The sequence below is a fragment of the Bradyrhizobium lablabi genome (assembly GCF_018129385.1).
Lineage (GTDB): Bacteria > Pseudomonadota > Alphaproteobacteria > Rhizobiales > Xanthobacteraceae > Bradyrhizobium > Bradyrhizobium lablabi_C.
Map to the genome: position 1 here is coordinate 157,758 of NZ_JAFCLN010000001.1, position 18,669 is coordinate 176,426.

Consider the following 18,669-nt stretch of genomic DNA (forward strand, 5'->3'; position numbering starts at 1 on the left):
ACCGGGCGGACGTGACGCTTTTCCATTGTGATGTCAGCCTTGTTCATCCAATATACCACCAAAAAAGAGACATATCGGGAGGATCAATGAAACGCAGGACACTTTTAGGCGGAACCATCGCCGTAGCCGCATTTGGACTGGTCTCAAGCGTTGAGGCCCAACAGCCGCCGATCAAGATCGGCATGAGCATGCCGCAAACCGGCGGTCTGGCCGGTGGCGGAAAGCCCTCGCTGCTCGGGATCGAGATCTGGCGGGACGACGTCAACGCCAAGGGCGGCATCCTCGGCCGCAAGGTCGAGCTTGTCGTCTATGACGACAAGTCGAGCGCGGCGGAGACGCCGGCGATCTATTCGAAACTGATCGACGTCGACAAGGTCGACCTGTTGTTCGCGCCCTATGCGACCGTGCCGACGGCGCCGATCATGCCGATGGTCAAGCAGCGCGGCCTCTTGCTGATCGGCAACTTCTCGTTCCAGGTGAACAGCAAGGTTGGCCACGACATGTGGTTCAACAATGCGCCGTGGGGACCGCCCGACAGCTGGGCGGCGTCGTTCCTCGACATCGGCCAGAAGGCCGGCGGCAAGACCATGGCGCTTCTGGCGGCCGACCAGGAATTCGCCCAAAACCTCGCCAAGACCGCGCGCGAAGTTGCCACCAAGCGCGGCATGCAGGTCGTATTCGACCAGTCCTATCCGCCCAACACGGTGGAATTCTCCAGCATCATCCGTTCGCTGAAGGCGGCCAAGCCCGACATCGTCTATGTCGCGTCCTATCCGCCGGATTCCGCGGGCATCCTGCGCGCCGTGAACGAGATCGGCATCGGCGACAACGTCAAGCTTTTCGGTGGCGGCATGGTCGGCCTACAGTTCGGCTCGGTCATGGAGAACATGGGCTCGCTGCTCAACGGCGTCGTGAACTACAATTCATGGCTGCCGGAAAAGAGCATGTACTTTGACGGGACCAAGGACTTCTTCGACAAGTACACCAAGCGCGCCGTCGAGGCGAAGGTCGATCCGCTCGGCTATTATCTTGCGCCGTTCGGCTACGCCAGCGGCCAGCTCGTCGAGCAGGCGATCAAGGCGGTGGGCTCGCTCGACCAGAAGGCAATCGCAAAATATCTGCGCGAGAACACGCACAAGACCATCGTCGGTCCGATCGCGTTCTCGGCGGATGGCGAGCGCAAGGAGACCGCGGTGTTGCAGGCCCAGTTCCGCGGCGTTGCGGACAAGAACATGGAGCAGTTCCGCAGCTCGGGCAAACAGGTGATCCTGTTCCCGGAGAATCTGAAGTCCGGCGACCTCGTCACTCCGTTCGAGGCCGCCCGGAAATAACACGCGCGCACCCGCCCGGGATCAGGCTGCTGATCCCGGGCGGGAGCGAATAGCCCGGCATGTGCCGATCGGGGAAGCGGCGCAAGCCGGGTCAAGGGGGACCTCACTTGTTTTCAATGGACCTGCTGCTCGACGCGGTGGTGATCGGGGTGCTGCTCGGCTGCTTCTATGCGGCGGTCAGCATCGGATTATCCGTCTCGTTCGGCCTGCTCGATGTACCCCACGTTGCGCATCCGGCCTTCCTGGTGCTCGCGGCCTATCTCGTGTTCTTCATCAACGAGCATTACGGGATCGATCCGCTAGTGGCGGGACTTATCATCACGCCGCTCTTTTTCGTGTTCGGCCTGGCCGCCTACCGCCTGTACTACGAGACTTTCGAGCGGCGCGGCAGCGATGCCGGCGTGCGCGGCATCGCATTCTTTTTCGGCGTCGCCTTCATCATAGAGGTGCTGATCATCCTGCAATTCGGCGTGGATCAGCGCTCGGTCACCGCGGCCTATATCGGCAAATCCTGGCGGATCGGCGATATGCGTATCCCGTACCGGATGCTGGTTGCATTCGGCGTGGCTATGGCGTTGACCCTCCTGCTGACGCTGTACCTGTCGAAGACCTATATGGGGCGCGCGATCCGCGCGGTTGCCCAGGACCAGGAGGCGCTGCGGCTGATGGGCGCCAATCCGATCCGGGTCAAGCAATGGGCATTCGGCATCGCCACCGCCGTGCTCGGGCTCGCCGGCGCCTTGCTCATCATTGTGGCTCCCATCGATCCGACGCTTGACCGCGCCTATATCGGCCGCACGTTTTGCGTCGTTGTCATGGCGGGGCTGGGCAGCATGAGCGGCACGCTGGTTGCCGCGGTCATTCTCGGTGTTGCCGAGTCGATCGTCCTCACCATGTTCGGCGCCTCCTGGGCGCCCGCCATTGCCTTTGCGATGCTGCTCGGCGTTCTTGCCGTGCGTCCGCAGGGCCTGTTCGGCAGGCGATCATGAAGCGCAAAGGCATCCTTTTCTGGATCGGAGCAGCCGTCTTTCTCGCCGCGACATTCCTGATGACGCAGGTCGTCGGCAACCAGTATCCCTTCTTTGCCGGCTATGTGATCCTACAGTTCATCGTGCTGGCGGTGGCCTGGAGCATCCTCGGCGGCTATGCCGGCTATGTGAATTTCGGCACCAGCGCATTCTTCGGTGTCGGCGTCTACACGGCCGTGTTTCTGGCCAAGGCTTTTGGCGCGCCGCTGCTCGTGCAAATCGCGACCGCAGCCGCAATAGGCGCGCTCATGGGGTTCGCACTGGGCCTGCTGACCCTGCGCATGCAGGGCATCTTCTTCTCCATCGCGACCATCGCGCTGACCATCATCATCGAGACCGTGATCACGAACTGGCGCTTTGTCGGTGGCGCGGCCGGCATTCAGATCGAGCGGCCGCCGACAACCCCGCCGTTCGACAATTACGTGCAGATGCTGTTCTTCGTGCAGGCGCTGCTCGTGGTGCTTGCGGTCGCGATCTCCCGCTACATCCAGAATTCATGGATCGGCCGCGGCCTCCAGGCACTCAGGGACGATGAACTCGCCGCCGAATGCACGGGCGTGCCGACCCTGCGGCTGAAACTGATGGCTTGCGTCATCTCGGGCGCGCTGATGTGCGCGGCCGGGGCGCCTGCGGCCATGTACCTTCAATTTGCAAACCCTGCGTCCGCGTTCGATCTCAACTACTCGGTCTCGGCGCTTGCGATGTCGCTGATCGGCGGCACCGCGCATTGGTCCGGGCCGATCATCGGCGCGATCCTGCTCAGCGCGACCCAGCAATTGCTGACCGTGACCATTTCGTCCGAGGTCAACGTGCTGCTGCTCGGCGTGATGCTGGTGCTGTTCGTGGTGGGCGCGCCGGAGGGCATCATCGGCCTGGTCCGGAAAATTTTCCATAGCCGCAACGAGGGCAAGGAATGACGAACGCCGAAGCCCGGGTGCCGTTGCTGCGGATCGTCTCGCTGACCAAGCGTTTCGGCGGCTTCACCGCGCTCGACAATGTCAGCGTCGACATCCCGCCGGGCGAGCGTTTCGGTCTCATCGGGCCGAACGGCTCGGGAAAGACCACGCTGATCAATTGCATTTCCGGCGCGTTCCGCACCGAGCCGGGAACGGTGCTGTTCCGTGACGAGGACATCACGCCGCTACAGCCGCATGTGCGCACGCGGCGCGGCATCGCGCGCAGCTTCCAGATTCCACGGCCGTTCCGGAGCATGACGGTCGCCGAAAATCTCATGGTCGCGCTCGACTTTGCCGCGCACGAGCACGTTTCCGTCGCGCAACGGCGCGACACCATGATGTCGATCCTGACGCAGATGGGCCTCGCATCGAAGGCCAACGCATCGGCCACCAAGCTCAGCCAGGTGGAACTGCGCAAGATGGAGCTGGCGCGCGCCATGGCGACGCACCCAAAACTGCTGATCTCCGACGAGGCCATGGCCGGCCTTTCCAGCTCGGAAGTGGATGAGGTGCTCGATCTCCTGATGAGCCTCGCAAGCCAGGACATCACCATCATCATGATCGAGCACATCATGCAGGCGGTGATGCGGTTTTCCGACCGGGTGATGTGCCTCGATGCCGGCAAGATCATCGCGATCGGCACGCCGTCCGAGGTGATGGCCAACCAGCGCGTGCAGGAGGCCTATCTTGGCACTTAGTCTCGCCATCAGCGGCCTCGATGCCGGTTATGGCGCCGTGAAGGCGCTGCGCGGCGTCAGCCTGCATGTCGAGGCCGGCGAGACCGTCGCGCTGCTCGGCACCAACGGCAACGGCAAGAGCACGCTGATGAAATGCGTGGCCGGCCTCGTTCGGCCGCAGCGCGGCAGCATGTCGCTGACCATCGACGGCGTGGCGCACGATTTGACGAAATTATCAACCGAGGCGATCGTCGATCTCGGCGTGGCGATGGTGCCCGAAGGGCGACGGCTGTTCCCCAAGCTGACCGTGCTGGAAAACCTGATGCTGGGCGCCTTCCGCGCGGCGGCCCGGCGCGAGATCGAGCGCAATCTAGCCGTCGCGTTCGAGACGTTTCCGGTTCTCAAGGAACGAAAGAGCCAGCTCGCCGGAACCATGTCGGGCGGGCAGCAGCAGATGCTGGCGATTGCACGCGCGCTGATGTCGTCGCCGCGCCTGCTGCTGGTGGATGAACCGTCGGTCGGCTTGTCGCCGCTATTGGTTTCGCAGACCATCACCAAAATCGGCGAGCTCAACCAGAACCTCGGCCTGACCGTGCTGATGGCCGAGCAAAACTTCAATCAGGCGGTCCGTATCGCGAGCCGCGGCTACATCATCGTCCATGGCGAAATCGTCGTTGCCGCCAATTCGGTCGATGAGCTGAAGGGCAACGACATCGTTAAGCGGCTCTATCTCGGCGGCATCGTCTGATCGTCCCGCGATGCCAGGCTATTCGGCGGCGCTCGCAACGGCATCCACGTCGCGATTGGTCACCACCACCTTGATCGCATCCTCGATCCGTTCGCGCGCATATTTGAGCGCGGTCGGGAGATCGGCGAGCGGGAAGGTGTGGGTGTGGATCTTTGTCGCGTCAAAGCGCTTTTCCGCCATCAGCGCCATCGCGCGGCGGGTGGCGCTCTTGCCTTCGCCGCGGATGCCGTAGGCATAGATGTTGTTCTTCACGAGATGCGCGATATCCAGCTTCGCATCCTCGTGCGGGAAGGCGGCGAGGCAGATCTTGCCGCCGCGGTTGGTCATGTGGATCGCCTGATTGAGCGTCGCCTCGGTGCCCGCACACTCGACGACATAGTCCGCGCCGATTCCGCCGGTGAGTTGCTTGACCACCGCGACCGCGTCTTCCTCGTTGATATTGACGACGCGGTCGGCGCCGAGCTCCTTGCCGATCGCAAGCCGCCGGTTGCGTGTCCCCGTCAGGATGACGGGGCTGGCGCCGATCGCCTTGGCGACCGCGACCGCCAGGAGGCCGATCGGGCCGGGGCCGATCACGACCACGCTTTCGCCGGCGACGAGACCGCCGAGTTCGGTGAGGCCGTACATCGAGGTGCCGGCAGTCACGACCAGCGTCGCCTCCGCATCGCTCATGCTGTCCGGCACCCGGGCCAGTGTGTTGATGTGATTGACGGCGTATTCGGCAAAGCCGCCATCGGTCGTAAAGCCGTTGGCGCGATGGCCCTTCTCGGGCTTTCCGTAGTTCAGGCAGGAAGTGTACATGCCCTGCCGGCAGCGCTTGCACTGGCCGCAGCCGGCGTGGATTTCCACGCTGACGCGCTCGCCGATGTCGAACTCGTCGACGTCAGGCCCGAGGGCTGCCACCGTGCCCATGTATTCATGGCCCGGCGTAAAGTTCTTGTTGAAGGGCAGGCCGCCCAAAATGCTGGCGGGCGAGCCGGAGTGGATGATTTCAAGGTCGGTCGCGCAGATCGCCACCGCGTCGATCCGGACCAGCACCTCGGCGCGCCCCGGCACCGGCACCGGTTTGTCGCGCAGGAACAGCTCTTCGGGCCCACCCAGGACCCAGGCCTTCATGTGCTCCGGCACCGGAAGATTGGACGACGTCTTGACGCCTGCTGGCTTGTACATCGGGGCGGTTCCTCATTTTTTGGAAGCCTACCCCAAAAGACCACCTCTGCACCACCAACTCAGTCCCAAAACTCCTTTGCCCCGCGCAGCTTGTGAGCGGCCTTTTCAGCGGCATCGAGCAATCGCTCGATCTCGCCGCGCTCGGTCCCGACCACGGTCCCGGCGGCGAACGCCACCGGCTGCATCTTCTTCTCGTTGGCGTCGGCCCGGATTTTCGTCGCCATCTTCTGGTGCACGGCAATGTCGTTCAACGCGCCAAGGTTATCCTGCAGGCTCGCCAGCGCGCTCTTGTAGCGGGACAGTTTCCTTGCCGAGGCTTTCCCGTCGAACAGGCTCTCGAAGAAAAAGATGCTGTAGCGCAGCTTCTTCATCGCGATGCGCAGCTTGTGGCGGGCGTGGACGTTGAGATGACGGATATCCTTCGCGCGCTTTTTTGCCTTGGCGACGCGGCGCGTGAACAGATCGGCGGCAAATGCCTTGGCGCGCTGGCTGTTGCGCACGGAGCGGCGCTTCAGCCAGGCGCCGTCCTCGATCCATTCCAGCGTGCTCAGGATCAGCAGGCGATAGCGCGAGCTGGCGATGGCGGCCTTCGCGGCTTCGGCGGCGACGGCGCGGCGGTAGTCCAGCTCGCTCACGAGATCGGAGAGACCGGCGATCGGCGGCTCGGCTTCGGAAAGCCGGTTCACCTTGGTGTTGAGGAACACGTCGAGGTCGCGCACCGGCCCCAGTTTGCCGGCCAGCCATTTCATGTCCCGCTTGATCACCTCGGTTTGCGGGCAGGCGATCAGCTCCTTGAACACGGAGATCGCGGCGCGCAGGCGGCGCACCCCGACGCGCATCTGATGAATGCCCTCCGGCAAGCCGGCGAGCACCGCCGGCTCATTGGCGGCGATATGATGCAGCACGGAGCGGGCGGTCATCTGAAAGGCGGTGGCCAGCGTCGCCTTGCTGGGCAACGTGATCTTGGACGCGGACACGGCCGCGGTCGGCTGGTCCGCGATCAGGCCGTAGCCTTGCTCGGATTTGCTCTTCAGGGCCAGCCGTGCAGGAACGAGTTCGGCCACCGTCCGCGCCGTCCTGAACAGATCGCTCACCGATCCGCTCTTGAGCTCCAGTTCGACCTCGGCCAGCGGTGTCGAATAAAGACCGGCGCGGATATGGCCTTCGTCGAGCGCCAGCTCCACCACGCTGTTGCCCGGGTGCAGCGGCACCACCGTGCGGTGAATGTGAGTCGAGAAAACAGCGTCGAGCTCGCGCCGCAGCCGCCTGGAAAGCAATTCGTCGAGCGGGGTGCCGCGCGCCGCCTTGAGGTCCGGCTGGCTGCCGTCGATCCGCTTCTCCCACTCGCCGCGGCCGATTGCGACGCCGTTGGTGGCGGTCTTGATGGTCTGAATATGCTTCTTGCCGGCCTGCCGAACCCGCAGCGATATGCCGTTGCGCCGGAGCACATGCTTGGGCGTGTCGAAATAGGTCGACACCAGATGGCGGTGCGTGGCGAGCTCGCCATTGCTGGGCCGCAGGCTGCGGGAGGCCGCGAGCTTCTCCAGGTCGGCCGGAGCGACCTCAAATTTGATCTCGGTCTCGATGCCCATCGCCGCCCAACCCGTCGCTTGCTCAAATCGCGCGCTTGCGCGGAAGATCAGGCGCAACGCCGCCGATCATCATGCGCCGGTCCATGACCGCCTGATGAAACTGCTGAAGGGCAAGTCCCATGGCCGAAAGGTCGCTTTCCTCGATCGCGCCATCCTCGTAACACTCCAATGCTTCGCGCAGGACGTCATCGGCCTCGGACTGCATTGCCGTCAGGGCTTCCTGGGTCTCGGCCTCGCGCGCCTTGCTGATCAGATCGAGCAGGCTGTCGCGGTGGTTCTCGTATCGATCGCGCTCGTCGCGATTCCAGTAATGCCGCAGCCATGCGCCGGCCGATCCCAGGCCGGAGAGTATGAGGATCGCGCCCCAGATGTAATCGGTATACTTCTCCAGGAAGGTGCGCTCGTTGCCATCGATATAGGCGGCGGCGCCCTGGTGGGCGGGCAGGGCGGCGTCCTTGTCGGTGTCCGGCTTCTCGATCTTCGGAGCGTTGGTCAGCTCCCGGGCAAGCTGATAGCGGTTGGTAAATAGCTGACGGGCGAATGCGGCCACCGTGGTTTCGGACAGCGACTTGGGCGCGATGATCAGATGGTTGACGCTGATCGTGTCGATCTTTTCTTCCGGCCGTGCCGGCGAAGAGCCGAAAATGCTGCCGGGAATTTCCTCCGCTTCGTACAGCGGATGCTTCTGCGCGATGGTTTCCGATACGTCGATGGGGAGGAATTTGGGTTCACCTCGGGTCACAACCGTCGCAGCGATGGCGTCCTTGGTGATCTTGCTGTCGAGCGGACCGACCGCCATGTACGCATCGAGGCTCGTGTCTTTCGCCAGCTCCGAAAGCTGATTGATGGCAAACTGTGTCACCGCGACCTTGTCAGGATTGACGCCGGACGCCGCGAGGATCACTTTCAGCAGCGTGACGTTTGCCTGCGTGCGTCCGATGACGCCGACGCGGCGGCCTGCGAGTTCGTCGATCGAACTGATCTTCGCGGCCGGCTTTTTTCTGGAGCCTTTCGGCTGAAGGCCGCTCGGCGCCCAGAGCACCACGACATTCTTGCGCAGGATGGCGACGGATTCTGCATCTGGCGGCAGCTTCAGGTCGCCGCGCGCGACGGCCAGATCGGCTTTCGACTCGGAAAACAGCGCGATGCTTTCCGCGGCTCCATCCGTGGTGATCGGCGCGAGCCGGATCGCACTTCCTTCCCGGGCAAAAATCTGGGCAAGCGTCTGGACGAGCTTCTGGTCGTCGCTGCCCGGCGGGCCTACGGCAATTCGCAGGGTGGTCGGCTTCAACAAGAAATAGAGAGTGCCGGCGGCGGCGCCGAACAGGAAGATGCCGGCGGCCAGGATCAGAAAAGCGTAGTTTCTACGCCTCCGCCGCCTGCGGGCTATACCGGGATTTTCGGTCTCGTCTGACATCTTACTGTCATACTACATGAAAAACATTGTGATGGGCCTCGAAAATCAACCTTACAACTCCATGACGTCACACGCTTGAAATATCCATGACCGAATTTCGGGATCACGGAATCAACCAATTCGGGTCCCCCCATGCGGATATTGATAGCAACCGACGCCTGGCATCCGCAGGTTAACGGTGTTGTGCGGACGCTGACCTCCCTTGCCGCCAGCGCCAAGGGCCTCGGCGCTGACATCGAATTCTTGACGCCAGACGGATTCCCTTCCGTGGGCGTGCCGACCTATCCCGGCTTGCGGATCGCGCTGCCGAACCGGCGCGAAATTATCAGCCGCATCGAGGCGGCGCAGCCTGATGCGCTCCATATCGCCACTGAAGGCCCGATCGGCTGGGCTGCGCGCGCCTATTGCCGCCGCCGCGACCTTGCGTTCACCACATCCTATACAACGCGCTTTCCGGAATATGTTTCGGTCCGTACCGGCATTCCGGACAGTGTCGGTTATGCCGTCATGAGGCATTTCCATGCCGCCTCATCGATGATCATGGTCGCGACCGATTCGCTTCGGCAGGAGCTCAACGGCCGCGGCTTCAAGAAGCTCGGCTTCTGGACGCGCGGTGTCGACACCAATCTGTTCCGGCCGGACGAGCCGGCCATCCTCGACCTGCCGCGCCCGATCTTCATGACCATGGGTCGCGTTGCGATCGAGAAGAACATTGAAGCGTTTCTTTCGTTGGATCTGCCGGGCTCCAAGGTAGTAGTCGGTGACGGTCCGCAGAAGACGATGCTTGAGCAGAAATATCCCGACGTGGTCTTCCTCGGCGAGAAGAAGGGCAAGGACCTTTCTTCTCACCTTGCGGCCGCCGATGTGTTCGTGTTCCCAAGTCTTACAGACACCTTCGGTGTCGTGCAGCTCGAGGCGTTGGCCTGCGGCACGCCGGTGGCCGCGTTCCCGGTGACAGGGCCGCTCGACGTCATTGCCGATCGTCCGATCGGCGCGCTGGATAAAGATTTGCGCGTGGCCTGTCTGCGCGCGCTCGAAATGTCGCGTGAAACCTGCCGGAACTTTGCGCTGGAGCGTTCGTGGGAAAACAGCGCGCGTCAGTTCATCGGCAATCTGACGGCGTTGCAGCCGAGCCGTGCGCTGCGGCCCACGCCCCGTGTGGCCGGCCAGAGCGCCGTGCAGAACTAATTTAACCTTAGGACTAACGAGGCAGAAACCAAAATGGCAGAAATCATCAAGCTCGACGGCTCAAGGCAACTCGACTTCGACCGTGCAACGGTCGAGCACGCCTATGACCGCTGGGCCCCGATCTACGATCTCGTCTTCGGTGGCGTGTTCAGCAAGGGCCGTCGCGCGGCCATTGTTGCCACCAACAAGATCGGCGGGCGCGTGCTCGAAGTCGGTGTCGGCACCGGAATCTCCTTGCCGCTTTACGCGCCGCATGTGCGCATCTTCGGCACCGATATTTCGGAAGCCATGCTCGACAAGGCGAAGAAGCGCGTCGCCGAGGCCGGCCTGAAGAACATCGAAGGCCTCGCTGTCATGGACGCCGAAAAACTCGAATTCCCTGACAATTCGTTCAACGTCGTGATGGCGCAATATGTCGTGACGGCGGTGCCGAATCCGGAAGCCGCGCTCGACGAATTCGCCCGCGTGCTACAGCCGGGCGGCGAACTGATCATCCTGACCCGGGTGAGCGCCGATGCCGGCATGCGCCGCTTCATCGAGCAGCGCCTCCAGCCGGTGGTGCGCCCGCTCGGCTTCCGCACTGCCGAATTCGCCTGGTCGCGCTATGCCAAATGGCTGGCCGGTGCGAAAGGCATGGAGCTGGTGGAGCGCCGCCTGATCCCGCCGCTCGGCCACTTCTCGCTGGTTCGGCTCCGCAAGGTCGATATCGCCGCCGCCGCTTGAGGCGTGCAGTTGCCTGTTGCGTCACAGCGCCGCTGCAACTCATTATGTGACATTATGATGATGTCACACAGCGGACATCGAATCCCTGTATACCCGTATCCCGAAGGAACTTGGGGGAAAGAATGATCAAGAACTTTCTGCAAGAATTGCGAACCCAGCGTTGGGACGACCATCGCTACTACCACCACAGCCGCATCAATCAGAGCCTGCATTTCGTCAGCGCCATCAGCTTCATGTTCGCCTATGTCTGGCTGTTCATCGATCCGGCGGTGTCGGCGCTGGTCGGCTGGCTGGTCTCGATGACCTCGCGGCAGGCGGGTCACTTCTTCTTCGAGCCGAAGGGCTACGATCACGTCAACCACGCGACCCATGAGCACAAGGAAGAGATCAAGGTCGGCTACAATCTACAGCGCAAGGTCGTCCTGATGACGATCTGGGCCCTGTCGCCGCTGGTTCTGGTGCTCGATCCGACCCTGTTCGGCCTGTTCACGCCGTGGGCCTCGTTCGCCGACTTCGCCCGTCAGGTTGCGAAGATCTGGCTCGCGGTCGGCATCGGCGGCCTGCTGTTCCGCACCGTGCACCTGTTCTTCATCCGCGACGTCGAGACCGGCCTCGTCTGGATGACGAAAATCATCACCGACCCGTTCAACGACTTCAAGCTGTACTACAAGGCGCCGCTGGCGCTGCTGAAGGGCGAACTGATCGACCCCGGCCTCGAGAAGCACGTCAAGCACGCGTAAGATAGATTGTGCGACTGACAAGCGGCTGCGGTTCACCGCAGCCGTTTTCTTTTAGGGGCATGATCCGAAATGGGAGCGAGGCGACGATTCGAGGAAAGTGTTGCGCTCTAGCGCTGCCGCTTTCTGGTCAGCATCTCTTTCAGGATCTGACGGCGGATGCTCTTGTTGGTCAGCTTGGCATCGTGCCACCACCAGCCATCGGCCTTCATCTTGCCGGCGGCGGTAACAAAGCGTTCAGCCACCGCGTCGAAATCGGCTTCCGAGTAGTTCAGGCTGAAGATGAGCCGGCCGGTGCCGACCCAGCTCAGCGCGAGCCCTTCGGCCCGCAAGTAGTATTGAAGCATCCAGTTATAACGGGACGGCTCGGCATAATGGACGGTCCAGATCGTAGAGAGGTTGCTGACGCGGACCGGCAGGTTTGCCGCCGCCAGCCGCTCGTTCAGATACTGCGCCCGCGCGTTCCAGGTTTCGTCGAGCCCGTCATAGACCGAGCGGAATTGGGGGGCGGCGAGGCAGGTGAGGAACTCGTCCATCGCCGTCATGACGTAGGGATGCGAGTTGAAGGTGCCGCGCGCAAAGCAGACGTCGGCGGGGGCATCGTCTCGGAAACGCCGCATCAGGTCCTTGCGGCCGCACACGACGCCGATCGGCAGGCCGCCGGCCAGGCTCTTGCCGTAGGTCACCATGTCGGCGCGAACGCCGAAATATTCCTGGGCGCCGCCGGCGGCGAGGCGGAAGCCGACGAACACTTCGTCGAAAATCAGCACAATGCCGCGTTCGGTGCAGACCTCGCGCAGCGCTTTCAGCCAGGCCGTATAGGCGGCGCGGTCGTAGCTCGCGGTGCGGGAGCTGTCGACCAGCGAGGAATCGCCGGGTGCGTTGGAGTTGGGATGCAGCGCTTGCAGCGGATTGACCAGCACGCAGGCGATATCGCGCCGCGTCTTCAGGACGTGCAGCGTTCGTTCCGACATTTCGGCCAGCGTGTAGGTCTCGTGCGCCGAAATCGGATTGCCGACACCCGGCTGCACGTCGCCCCACCAGCCGTGGTAGGCGCCGGCAAAGCGGACCAGATGCGAGCGCTTGGTGTGATAGCGCGCAAGCCGCACCGCCTGCATGACCGCTTCGGTGCCGGACATGTGGAAGGAGACTTCATCGAGGCCCGAAATCTCGCACAGCCGCTTCACATTGTCGGCGACCGCGGGATGGTAGGAGCCGAGCACCGGACCGAGCGCATGGGCGCGCGCCTCGCCCTTGGCGATGCAATCCTTGTAGAAGTCATTGCCGAAGATGTTGACGCCGTAGGAGCCGGTGAGATCGTAGAACAAATTGCCGTCGATATCGGTGACGGTGACGCCGGACGAGGATTCCATGAAGGCGCCGGTGCCGAGATATTCCTGCACCAGGCGGCTGTACTGGAACGGCACGCGGTAGGCGCGGGTGAATTGCAGGTCGGATATCCGCGTGGCGGCTTCCGACGTCATCGCCCGGCCCTTGGCGTAGCGTTCCTTGTAGAGGCCAGCGAGCCGGAAGAACCCGTCCTGACGCTGGGTGGCGATAACAGCCGGGGCGCCGTCGGAGCGGAAGAAATCGTCGATGTCGAACTCGTAGTGCGGGATCAGCTTCGCTACGGCGCGCGACATCTTGGAATGCCCGGCGAGGGAGCGGTGCTTGGCACGTGACAGCGCCAGCCGGGCAGTCAATTTCGGGAAGACCGCGGCGGAAGCCGCCGCGGCGGTGGAGAGGGAGAGAATCAGAGTGGGTGAATCCATGGCAACCAGCGCTAATCAGGACTGCTGACAGATTCATGACAGTCAAAGGCATCATATCCTCGTTCACCCAGCAGGAAGACCTCAATTTCCTGCTGACGAACCGCATTCCGCGGGCCGCCGTCACCCGATTCATGGGCTGGTTCAGCAAGATCGAGAACCCGCTGGTCCGGGATTTCTCGATTGCCTGCTGGCGGCTGTTTTCGGACCTCGACCTGTCGGAGGCGAAAAAGACCGAATTCAGGAGCCTGCACGATTGCTTTACCCGCGAGCTGCGGCCGGGCCTGCGGCCGGTTGACCCCGATCCGTCGATCGTGGCCAGCCCCAGCGACGGCATCGTCGGGGCCTTCGGCAGGATTGCCGATACCGAGCTATTCCAGGTCAAGGGCGCGCCTTACTCGCTGCTCGACCTGCTCGGCGATCCCGCGCTTGTGGAACAGCACCGCAACGGAAAATTCGTCACGCTGCGGCTGACGTCGAGCATGTATCACCGCTTCCATGCGCCGTATGACTGCCGGATCGAGCGGGTGACGCTGATCCATGGCGACACCTGGAACGTCAATCCGATCGCGCTGAAGCGGGTGGAGCGGTTGTTCTGCAAGAACGAGCGCGCGGTCATCCGGACGCATTTGCCGACCGGCGAAGCCTTCACCCTGGTGCCGGTTGCGGCGATCCTCGTTGCGAGCATTCGCCTGCATTTCCTCGACCTCACCCTCAATGCGCAGACCACGGGGCCGACGGTGTTTCCGTGCGATGCATCGGTGAAGAAGGGCGATGAGCTCGGCTGGTTCGAGCACGGCTCGACCATCATCCTGCTGGCGCCCGGCAACTTCGAATTTTGCGACAATATGGTGGAGTCGGCGCGCGTGCGTGCCGGCGGGCCCTTGATGCGGAAACCGTCCGTCTGATCTCGATTTTGCTGCCGCGCGCTTTTATATAGCTTCGGTCGAAACGCGAATCGAAATCGGACACAACGGATGGCGCGATCGCCAGTGTTGGCGGCAGGAGGCATTGTGTTGCGGCGGGAAGATCCCGCGCGCGTCGCACTCGTGCGCCTGCGCAAGCGCAATGAATGGGTGCTGCCCAAGGGCAAGCTCGACGACGGCGAGACGCCGCGGGCGGCCGCCGAGCGCGAGGTGCTGGAAGAGACCGGTCACGATGTTTCCGTGCACGAGTTTCTCGGTACGCTGGTCTACGAATCCGGCGGGCGCTCCAAGGTCGTGCACTACTGGCGCATGGAAGCGGCCGGCGATCAGGTCCACGAACTGATGGACGATATCAAGGCGGTCGACTGGTTGCCGCTGGGCGATGCTTTGGTCAGGCTGTCGCGCTCCTATGAGCGGGCATTCCTCGAAAATGTCGGACCCCTTGCAGTGCAGGCAGCCGAACATGCGCGTGCCGCGCGGCGCTCGAAGGCCAAGCAGCCGGCTCCGGTGAAGCGCCGGTCCCGGCCCGCCGTCGCGCCGCAGCCTTTGCCGGCCCCCTTGCCGATACCGGAGGCGCCGCCACAGCAACCGGAACTGGTCGTTCAGGAGGCATCGCCGGCCGAGCCGATCGAGACAGTGGCGGTCACGCCCGAGCCTGTTGAGCCGGAAATGCCGTCGTTGCTTCCGACCGAGCCTGGAATGGCTTCGCCGGAGATGCCTGCGGCGCCCGCGCTGCAATCCGTCGCGACGGCGCGAGACGAGCGCGTCAACGTGCGGCGACGGGTTCAGGATTGGTTGCGGCGCGTCATCCGGTCTGACCGCGCAGCGGCCAATGGCCGATGATCCGGAATCGCGCCTTCGCATCGTCCTGACGAAACAGCGCGATCCGGTCGACCTGCAATGCCTCGAGCTTGAGCGCGGAAAAGCAGCGGCGCAACATCGCCACGATGTCTTCGCGCCGCGCTGCTTCCAGCCGGCCGGTCAGCGTCATGTGAAAGCGGAATTCTTCCATCACGTAAGGGTATCCCCACCTGTCGAGATACTCGATCTGGCGCGGCGTCAGTCTTGATGGATTTCGGCGTTCGCGATCCTCGGGCGTGAGGGGAGCCCGAAAGGAATCGAAGGCGGTGACGCAGTCAGCCGCCAGATGCTCTAGTTCAGCCGACGGTTCTGCGGGGACGATGGCGATGAAGCCGCTGATCGAGTCGACCACCGGCGTGAAGCGCGGAAGAGGGCGGGGCGCATCCGCAAAGGCTTTGCAGGCAGCCGCAAGCTCGGCCTCGGTCTTTCCTGCCGCCAGCGACATCGGCGCTTTCAGCGTGGCATGAAAGCCGTATTTGCGGGGATCCTCGGTGAGCTCGCGCCAGTCGGACGTCTCGACGGTGCCGGGGAAGGGCAGGTCGGTGCCTTCGTAGGCATCGTAGCCGAGCAGCTCTGCGCCGAACGTGGCGAGATCGCTGCGCGGCGCCGGCGCATAGTAGATTGCGTAACGCGGGTAATTGGCCATCGTTGCAGGATAGGGGCGCGTCAGGCGACTGCAACCGCCTTGCGCGCAGACGCGGTCTGAATCAGCCGGTCAGCCTCCGTGAGGTGGACCAGACGTCCCGCGGCGATCACGGCGACGATGCGCGGCCGCAGCGGGACAGCGTCATCGACCAGGATTATGTCGGCGCGATAACCCGCCGCCAGCACGCCGCGATCGGTCAGCCCCGTGGCGCGCGCCGGCGCCGCCGCGATCAGGTCCCACGCCACGTTAAGCGGCAACACACCGTCGTCGGCGAGGCGGAATGCGGCGAGCAGTTGCGCCGGATAGTAGTAGTCGGACGCGAGCACCGAGCACAGGCCCTTGGCGATCATATCGGAGGCCTTGGTCCATCCGGTGTGGCTGCCGCCGCGCACGACATTGGGCGCGCCGAACACGATGAAATCGCCGGCCTTGGCCGCCTCGCGCGCCGTCTTCTCGTTGACGGGAAATTCGGCGATGTTGACGCCGAGCGCGCGGAAGCGCGCGCGCATTTCCGGGCTGCCGTCATCGTGTGAGATCATGCGGACATTGGCCGCGCGCGCGGCCTCCGCCAGACGATCGATCGAGGCCGGCACATCATGGGCGCGCGCCACCACGCGCGCCACCAATTGGTCGAACGCCTGGTTGGTGAGGCCGGTGCGCTCCACCATGCGGCTGCGCTTCTGCGGCTTGGCAAGGTCGCCGACCGTTGAGTCCATGTGATCGTTGAACGCGAACAGGTCGATGCGTCCGGCCGTCATCCACTTGATGATGCGGGCTTCGGCGTCGAGATTGTAGGTCTCGTGGCGCAGGTGGAAGCGCGTATCGGCTGCAAGGCGCGGCCGCATCTGCTCGATTGTATCGAGCAGCCGCTTCGCATTATCGCCGCTGCGCAGTCCGGGCTCCCACGACCACGTCGTGGCATGAAACACGGTGGTGATGCCGTTGGAGATGGCCTGGCGGTCGCTGTCGACCAATGCCACGTCGATCGGGAAATCAACGCCGGGGCGCGGCATCATCTGGCGCTCGAACGCATCGCCATGCAAATCGACGATACCCGGCAATACCAGGAGTCCGCCGGCGTCGATCGCTAGCGATCCGCCCGCGCGGTCTGCGCCGACGGCGGAAATCTCCCGGCCCGCGGTGCGGAGCGAGGTCTTGCTGATCTCGTTGCCGAGCAGAACCCGGCCACCTTCAATGAAAATCTCGGTCACGATGTCGCACTTCGTCGTTTGCTGTGGGAAAGTCGTGCGCCGGCGGCCTCGTATTTGGCGAGAAAATCCTCGATTGCCAGCTTGCGGAAATCGGGCAGCGCCCGGCGCAACGTTTCGTGATCCCAGTCCCACCAGGCGAGCTCTGCCAGCCGGTCCGTGATCTCCTCGGCAAACCGCCGCTTGACCAGGCGGGCTGGATTGCCGGCGACGATGGCATAGGCCGGCACATCCTTGGTCACGATCGCGCCCGCCGCAACGACTGCGCCGGTGCCGATGCTGCGGCCCGGCAGCACGATGGCGCCGTGCCCGATCCAGACATCATGGCCGATATGCACGCGATGGCTGCGCCGCCATTCGAAAAACTCGGCCTCGTCGCTCTCGCCGGAAAAATAGGCGCTGGCCCGATAGGTAAAGTGCGCCTGCGAGGCCCGGTGCATCGGATGATTGCCCGGATTGATCCTCGTCATCGCCGCGATCGAGCAGAATTTCCCGATCGTGGTGTAGGTGATCTGGGCGTCGTTCACGACATAGGAATAGTCGCCCATCGACACTTCCAGCAGCATGGTGCGGGCGCCGACCTCGCAATAGGCGCCGAGCGTGCTCTCGCGCACGGCCGCGCTGGGGTCGATGGTCGGTTCGACCGAAAGCATTTTGCCGGCCATGCAAACTTCCACGAGCAGGGTGTGATGCCGAGGGGCATCGTCATCAAGGCGCTTGATGACAATGTCATGACAGATGGATGACGAAAAGGCCGGGTGTGGAAGATCACTGCACCGCAGCAGCGCTGTCACACAACTGTAAAATCCCGGGGATAGCGGTGGGCAAGGCTACGCGGTGGAGCTTTGCATGCTGGTGGTGGAAGGTTTGACGTGCCGTTTCGGCACAAAAGCCGCGGTCGACAATGCGTCGTTTTCCGTTGCGCCCGGAAGTTTTATCGGCGTGATCGGCCGCTCCGGGGCCGGCAAATCGACGCTGCTGCGGATGATCAATCGCCTCGCCGAGCCTTCCGAAGGGCGCATCCTGTTCGAGGGCGTCGACGTCACCGCGCTGCGCGGCAAGGACCTGCGCCAGTGGCGCGCGCGTTCGGCCATGATCTTTCAGCAGTTCAACCTCGTCGGCCGGCTCGACGTGCTGACCAATGTGCTGATGGGCCGGCTCGCGACCGTGCCGACCTGGCGCTCGCTGGTGCAGCTCTGGCCCGATCAGGACAAGGCCATCGCGATGTCGGCGCTCGAGCAGTTCGATATGGCTGCGATTGCGGCACAGCGCGCCGATCAGCTCTCGGGCGGTCAGCAGCAGCGCGTCGCGATCGCGCGCGCGCTGGTGCAGCAGCCGGATATCATCCTGGCCGACGAGCCGATCGCCTCGCTCGATCCGCGCAACACAAGGATCGTGATGGACGCGCTGCTGCGGATCAACAAGCACTACGGGATCACCGTGCTGTGCAATCTGCATTCGCTCGATCTGGCGCGCACCTATTGCGACCGCCTGATCGGCATGGCTTCCGGGCGGATCGTGTTCGACGGTGCGCCCGAAGCGCTGACCGACCGCATCGCACGCGAATTGTACGACCTTGAGGCGGACGAGGTGATGGGTGCGGCGCCCGAGCACGTGCCGGGTCATTCCGAGGTTCCGGCTCTCGGCACCGTTGCCGTGGCCTGACTGTCCGCGTCTTTCGAATTCAAGAGT

At 63.4% G+C, this 18,669-nt stretch carries 18 protein-coding genes; 11 read left to right on the forward strand and 7 right to left on the reverse strand.

The annotated features are described in order from the left end of the window. Positions 1 to 86 precede the first annotated feature (86 nt). The 5 genes from JQ628_RS00750 (at position 87) to JQ628_RS00770 (ending at position 4,740) form a co-directional block, all read left to right on the forward strand. Positions 87 to 1,331 (forward strand): amino acid ABC transporter substrate-binding protein, encoded by a 1,245-nt coding sequence (locus tag JQ628_RS00750; protein ID WP_283815749.1) that lies wholly within the window; start codon positions 87 to 89, stop codon positions 1,329 to 1,331. A 116-nt stretch (positions 1,332 to 1,447) separates the two neighbouring features. After that, complete coding sequence (locus JQ628_RS00755) at positions 1,448 to 2,320, forward strand: branched-chain amino acid ABC transporter permease (RefSeq protein WP_249127438.1); 873 nt, start codon at positions 1,448 to 1,450, stop codon at positions 2,318 to 2,320. After that, positions 2,317 to 3,276, forward strand: a complete 960-nt coding sequence (locus JQ628_RS00760; protein ID WP_212217695.1) for a branched-chain amino acid ABC transporter permease — start codon at positions 2,317 to 2,319, stop codon at positions 3,274 to 3,276. Before JQ628_RS00755 ends, JQ628_RS00760 begins: the two co-directional genes overlap by 4 nt. Continuing rightward, entirely contained in the window at positions 3,273 to 4,013 is a 741-nt protein-coding gene (locus JQ628_RS00765; RefSeq protein ID WP_212217697.1) for an ABC transporter ATP-binding protein, read from the forward strand. Before JQ628_RS00760 ends, JQ628_RS00765 begins: the two co-directional genes overlap by 4 nt. After that, positions 4,003 to 4,740, forward strand: a complete 738-nt coding sequence (locus tag JQ628_RS00770; protein WP_212217700.1) for an ABC transporter ATP-binding protein — start codon at positions 4,003 to 4,005, stop codon at positions 4,738 to 4,740. Before JQ628_RS00765 ends, JQ628_RS00770 begins: the two co-directional genes overlap by 11 nt. A gap of 18 nt (positions 4,741 to 4,758) precedes the next feature. Here JQ628_RS00770 and JQ628_RS00775 read toward each other — a convergent pair whose 3' ends face one another. From JQ628_RS00775 to JQ628_RS00785, 3 genes are read right to left on the reverse strand one after another with little or no spacing between them, the layout of a single operon-like run. Further along, positions 4,759 to 5,910 (reverse strand): zinc-dependent alcohol dehydrogenase, encoded by a 1,152-nt coding sequence (locus tag JQ628_RS00775; protein WP_212217703.1) that lies wholly within the window; start codon positions 5,908 to 5,910, stop codon positions 4,759 to 4,761. Between the two features lie 59 nt (positions 5,911 to 5,969). Next, entirely contained in the window at positions 5,970 to 7,502 is a 1,533-nt protein-coding gene (locus JQ628_RS00780) for a CYTH and CHAD domain-containing protein (RefSeq protein ID WP_212217706.1), read from the reverse strand. 22 nt (positions 7,503 to 7,524) lie between these two features. Beyond that, positions 7,525 to 8,919 (reverse strand): TAXI family TRAP transporter solute-binding subunit, encoded by a 1,395-nt coding sequence (locus tag JQ628_RS00785; RefSeq protein WP_212217708.1) that lies wholly within the window; start codon positions 8,917 to 8,919, stop codon positions 7,525 to 7,527. 132 nt (positions 8,920 to 9,051) lie between these two features. Here JQ628_RS00785 and JQ628_RS00790 point away from each other — a divergent pair, with 132 nt between their 5' ends. The 3 genes from JQ628_RS00790 (at position 9,052) to JQ628_RS00800 (ending at position 11,570) form a co-directional block, all read left to right on the forward strand. Next, complete coding sequence (locus JQ628_RS00790; protein ID WP_212217710.1) at positions 9,052 to 10,107, forward strand: glycosyltransferase family 4 protein; 1,056 nt, start codon at positions 9,052 to 9,054, stop codon at positions 10,105 to 10,107. A 33-nt stretch (positions 10,108 to 10,140) separates the two neighbouring features. Continuing rightward, the gene (locus JQ628_RS00795) at positions 10,141 to 10,830 is read left to right on the forward strand and encodes a class I SAM-dependent methyltransferase (protein WP_212217713.1); all 690 of its coding nucleotides are present in this window, start codon (positions 10,141 to 10,143) and stop codon (positions 10,828 to 10,830) included. A 122-nt stretch (positions 10,831 to 10,952) separates the two neighbouring features. Continuing rightward, complete coding sequence (locus JQ628_RS00800) at positions 10,953 to 11,570, forward strand: hypothetical protein (RefSeq protein ID WP_212217716.1); 618 nt, start codon at positions 10,953 to 10,955, stop codon at positions 11,568 to 11,570. 107 nt (positions 11,571 to 11,677) lie between these two features. Here the strand turns inward: JQ628_RS00800 and JQ628_RS00805 are convergent, their stop codons facing one another. Next, positions 11,678 to 13,339: an aminotransferase class III-fold pyridoxal phosphate-dependent enzyme gene (locus tag JQ628_RS00805; RefSeq protein WP_212217719.1), complete on the reverse strand. Its 1,662-nt coding sequence runs from the start codon at positions 13,337 to 13,339 to the stop codon at positions 11,678 to 11,680. 35 nt (positions 13,340 to 13,374) lie between these two features. Here JQ628_RS00805 and asd point away from each other — a divergent pair, with 35 nt between their 5' ends. After that, entirely contained in the window at positions 13,375 to 14,244 is an 870-nt protein-coding gene (gene asd, locus JQ628_RS00810; RefSeq protein WP_212217722.1) for an archaetidylserine decarboxylase, read from the forward strand. Between the two features lie 105 nt (positions 14,245 to 14,349). Next, entirely contained in the window at positions 14,350 to 15,105 is a 756-nt protein-coding gene (locus tag JQ628_RS34925) for an NUDIX hydrolase (protein WP_433996092.1), read from the forward strand. On the opposite strand, the gene JQ628_RS00820 is transcribed toward JQ628_RS34925, so the two are convergent. Genes JQ628_RS00820 through JQ628_RS00830 form a run of 3 tightly spaced genes read right to left on the reverse strand, consistent with a single transcriptional unit; the run spans position 15,068 to position 17,642 of the window. Beyond that, a complete protein-coding gene (locus JQ628_RS00820) occupies positions 15,068 to 15,769 on the reverse strand; it encodes a DUF1045 domain-containing protein (RefSeq protein ID WP_212217728.1) in 702 nt (233 codons plus the stop codon). The two genes, JQ628_RS34925 and JQ628_RS00820, sit on opposite strands and share 38 nt — an antisense overlap. Positions 15,770 to 15,789: 20 nt before the next feature. Next, entirely contained in the window at positions 15,790 to 16,980 is a 1,191-nt protein-coding gene (locus tag JQ628_RS00825; RefSeq protein WP_349628002.1) for an alpha-D-ribose 1-methylphosphonate 5-triphosphate diphosphatase, read from the reverse strand. Then, a complete protein-coding gene (locus JQ628_RS00830) occupies positions 16,977 to 17,642 on the reverse strand; it encodes a DapH/DapD/GlmU-related protein (RefSeq protein ID WP_212217731.1) in 666 nt (221 codons plus the stop codon). Before JQ628_RS00830 ends, JQ628_RS00825 begins: the two co-directional genes overlap by 4 nt. A 184-nt stretch (positions 17,643 to 17,826) precedes the next feature. On the opposite strand from JQ628_RS00830, the gene phnC reads away from it, so the two are divergent. Beyond that, complete coding sequence (gene phnC, locus JQ628_RS00835; RefSeq protein WP_212217734.1) at positions 17,827 to 18,642, forward strand: phosphonate ABC transporter ATP-binding protein; 816 nt, start codon at positions 17,827 to 17,829, stop codon at positions 18,640 to 18,642. Positions 18,643 to 18,669 lie beyond the last annotated feature (27 nt).

What these genes read in the sequence shown, in the direction of transcription:
- phnC (WP_212217734.1), top strand. Translation starts at nt 17,827, where the DNA reads ATGCTGGTGGTGGAAGGTTTGACGTGCCGTTTCGGCACAAAAGCCGCG.
- JQ628_RS00755 (WP_249127438.1), top strand. Translation starts at nt 1,448, where the DNA reads ATGGACCTGCTGCTCGACGCGGTGGTGATCGGGGTGCTGCTCGGCTGC.
- JQ628_RS00780 (WP_212217706.1), bottom strand. Translation starts at nt 7,502, where the DNA reads ATGGGCATCGAGACCGAGATCAAATTTGAGGTCGCTCCGGCCGACCTG.
- JQ628_RS00820 (WP_212217728.1), bottom strand. Translation starts at nt 15,769, where the DNA reads ATGGCCAATTACCCGCGTTACGCAATCTACTATGCGCCGGCGCCGCGC.
- JQ628_RS00750 (WP_283815749.1), top strand. Translation starts at nt 87, where the DNA reads ATGAAACGCAGGACACTTTTAGGCGGAACCATCGCCGTAGCCGCATTT.
- JQ628_RS00795 (WP_212217713.1), top strand. Translation starts at nt 10,141, where the DNA reads ATGGCAGAAATCATCAAGCTCGACGGCTCAAGGCAACTCGACTTCGAC.
- JQ628_RS00830 (WP_212217731.1), bottom strand. Translation starts at nt 17,642, where the DNA reads ATGGCCGGCAAAATGCTTTCGGTCGAACCGACCATCGACCCCAGCGCG.
- asd (WP_212217722.1), top strand. Translation starts at nt 13,375, where the DNA reads ATGACAGTCAAAGGCATCATATCCTCGTTCACCCAGCAGGAAGACCTC.
- JQ628_RS00805 (WP_212217719.1), bottom strand. Translation starts at nt 13,339, where the DNA reads ATGGATTCACCCACTCTGATTCTCTCCCTCTCCACCGCCGCGGCGGCT.
- JQ628_RS00760 (WP_212217695.1), top strand. Translation starts at nt 2,317, where the DNA reads ATGAAGCGCAAAGGCATCCTTTTCTGGATCGGAGCAGCCGTCTTTCTC.
- JQ628_RS00765 (WP_212217697.1), top strand. Translation starts at nt 3,273, where the DNA reads ATGACGAACGCCGAAGCCCGGGTGCCGTTGCTGCGGATCGTCTCGCTG.
- JQ628_RS00775 (WP_212217703.1), bottom strand. Translation starts at nt 5,910, where the DNA reads ATGTACAAGCCAGCAGGCGTCAAGACGTCGTCCAATCTTCCGGTGCCG.
- JQ628_RS00785 (WP_212217708.1), bottom strand. Translation starts at nt 8,919, where the DNA reads ATGTCAGACGAGACCGAAAATCCCGGTATAGCCCGCAGGCGGCGGAGG.
- JQ628_RS00800 (WP_212217716.1), top strand. Translation starts at nt 10,953, where the DNA reads ATGATCAAGAACTTTCTGCAAGAATTGCGAACCCAGCGTTGGGACGAC.
- JQ628_RS00790 (WP_212217710.1), top strand. Translation starts at nt 9,052, where the DNA reads ATGCGGATATTGATAGCAACCGACGCCTGGCATCCGCAGGTTAACGGT.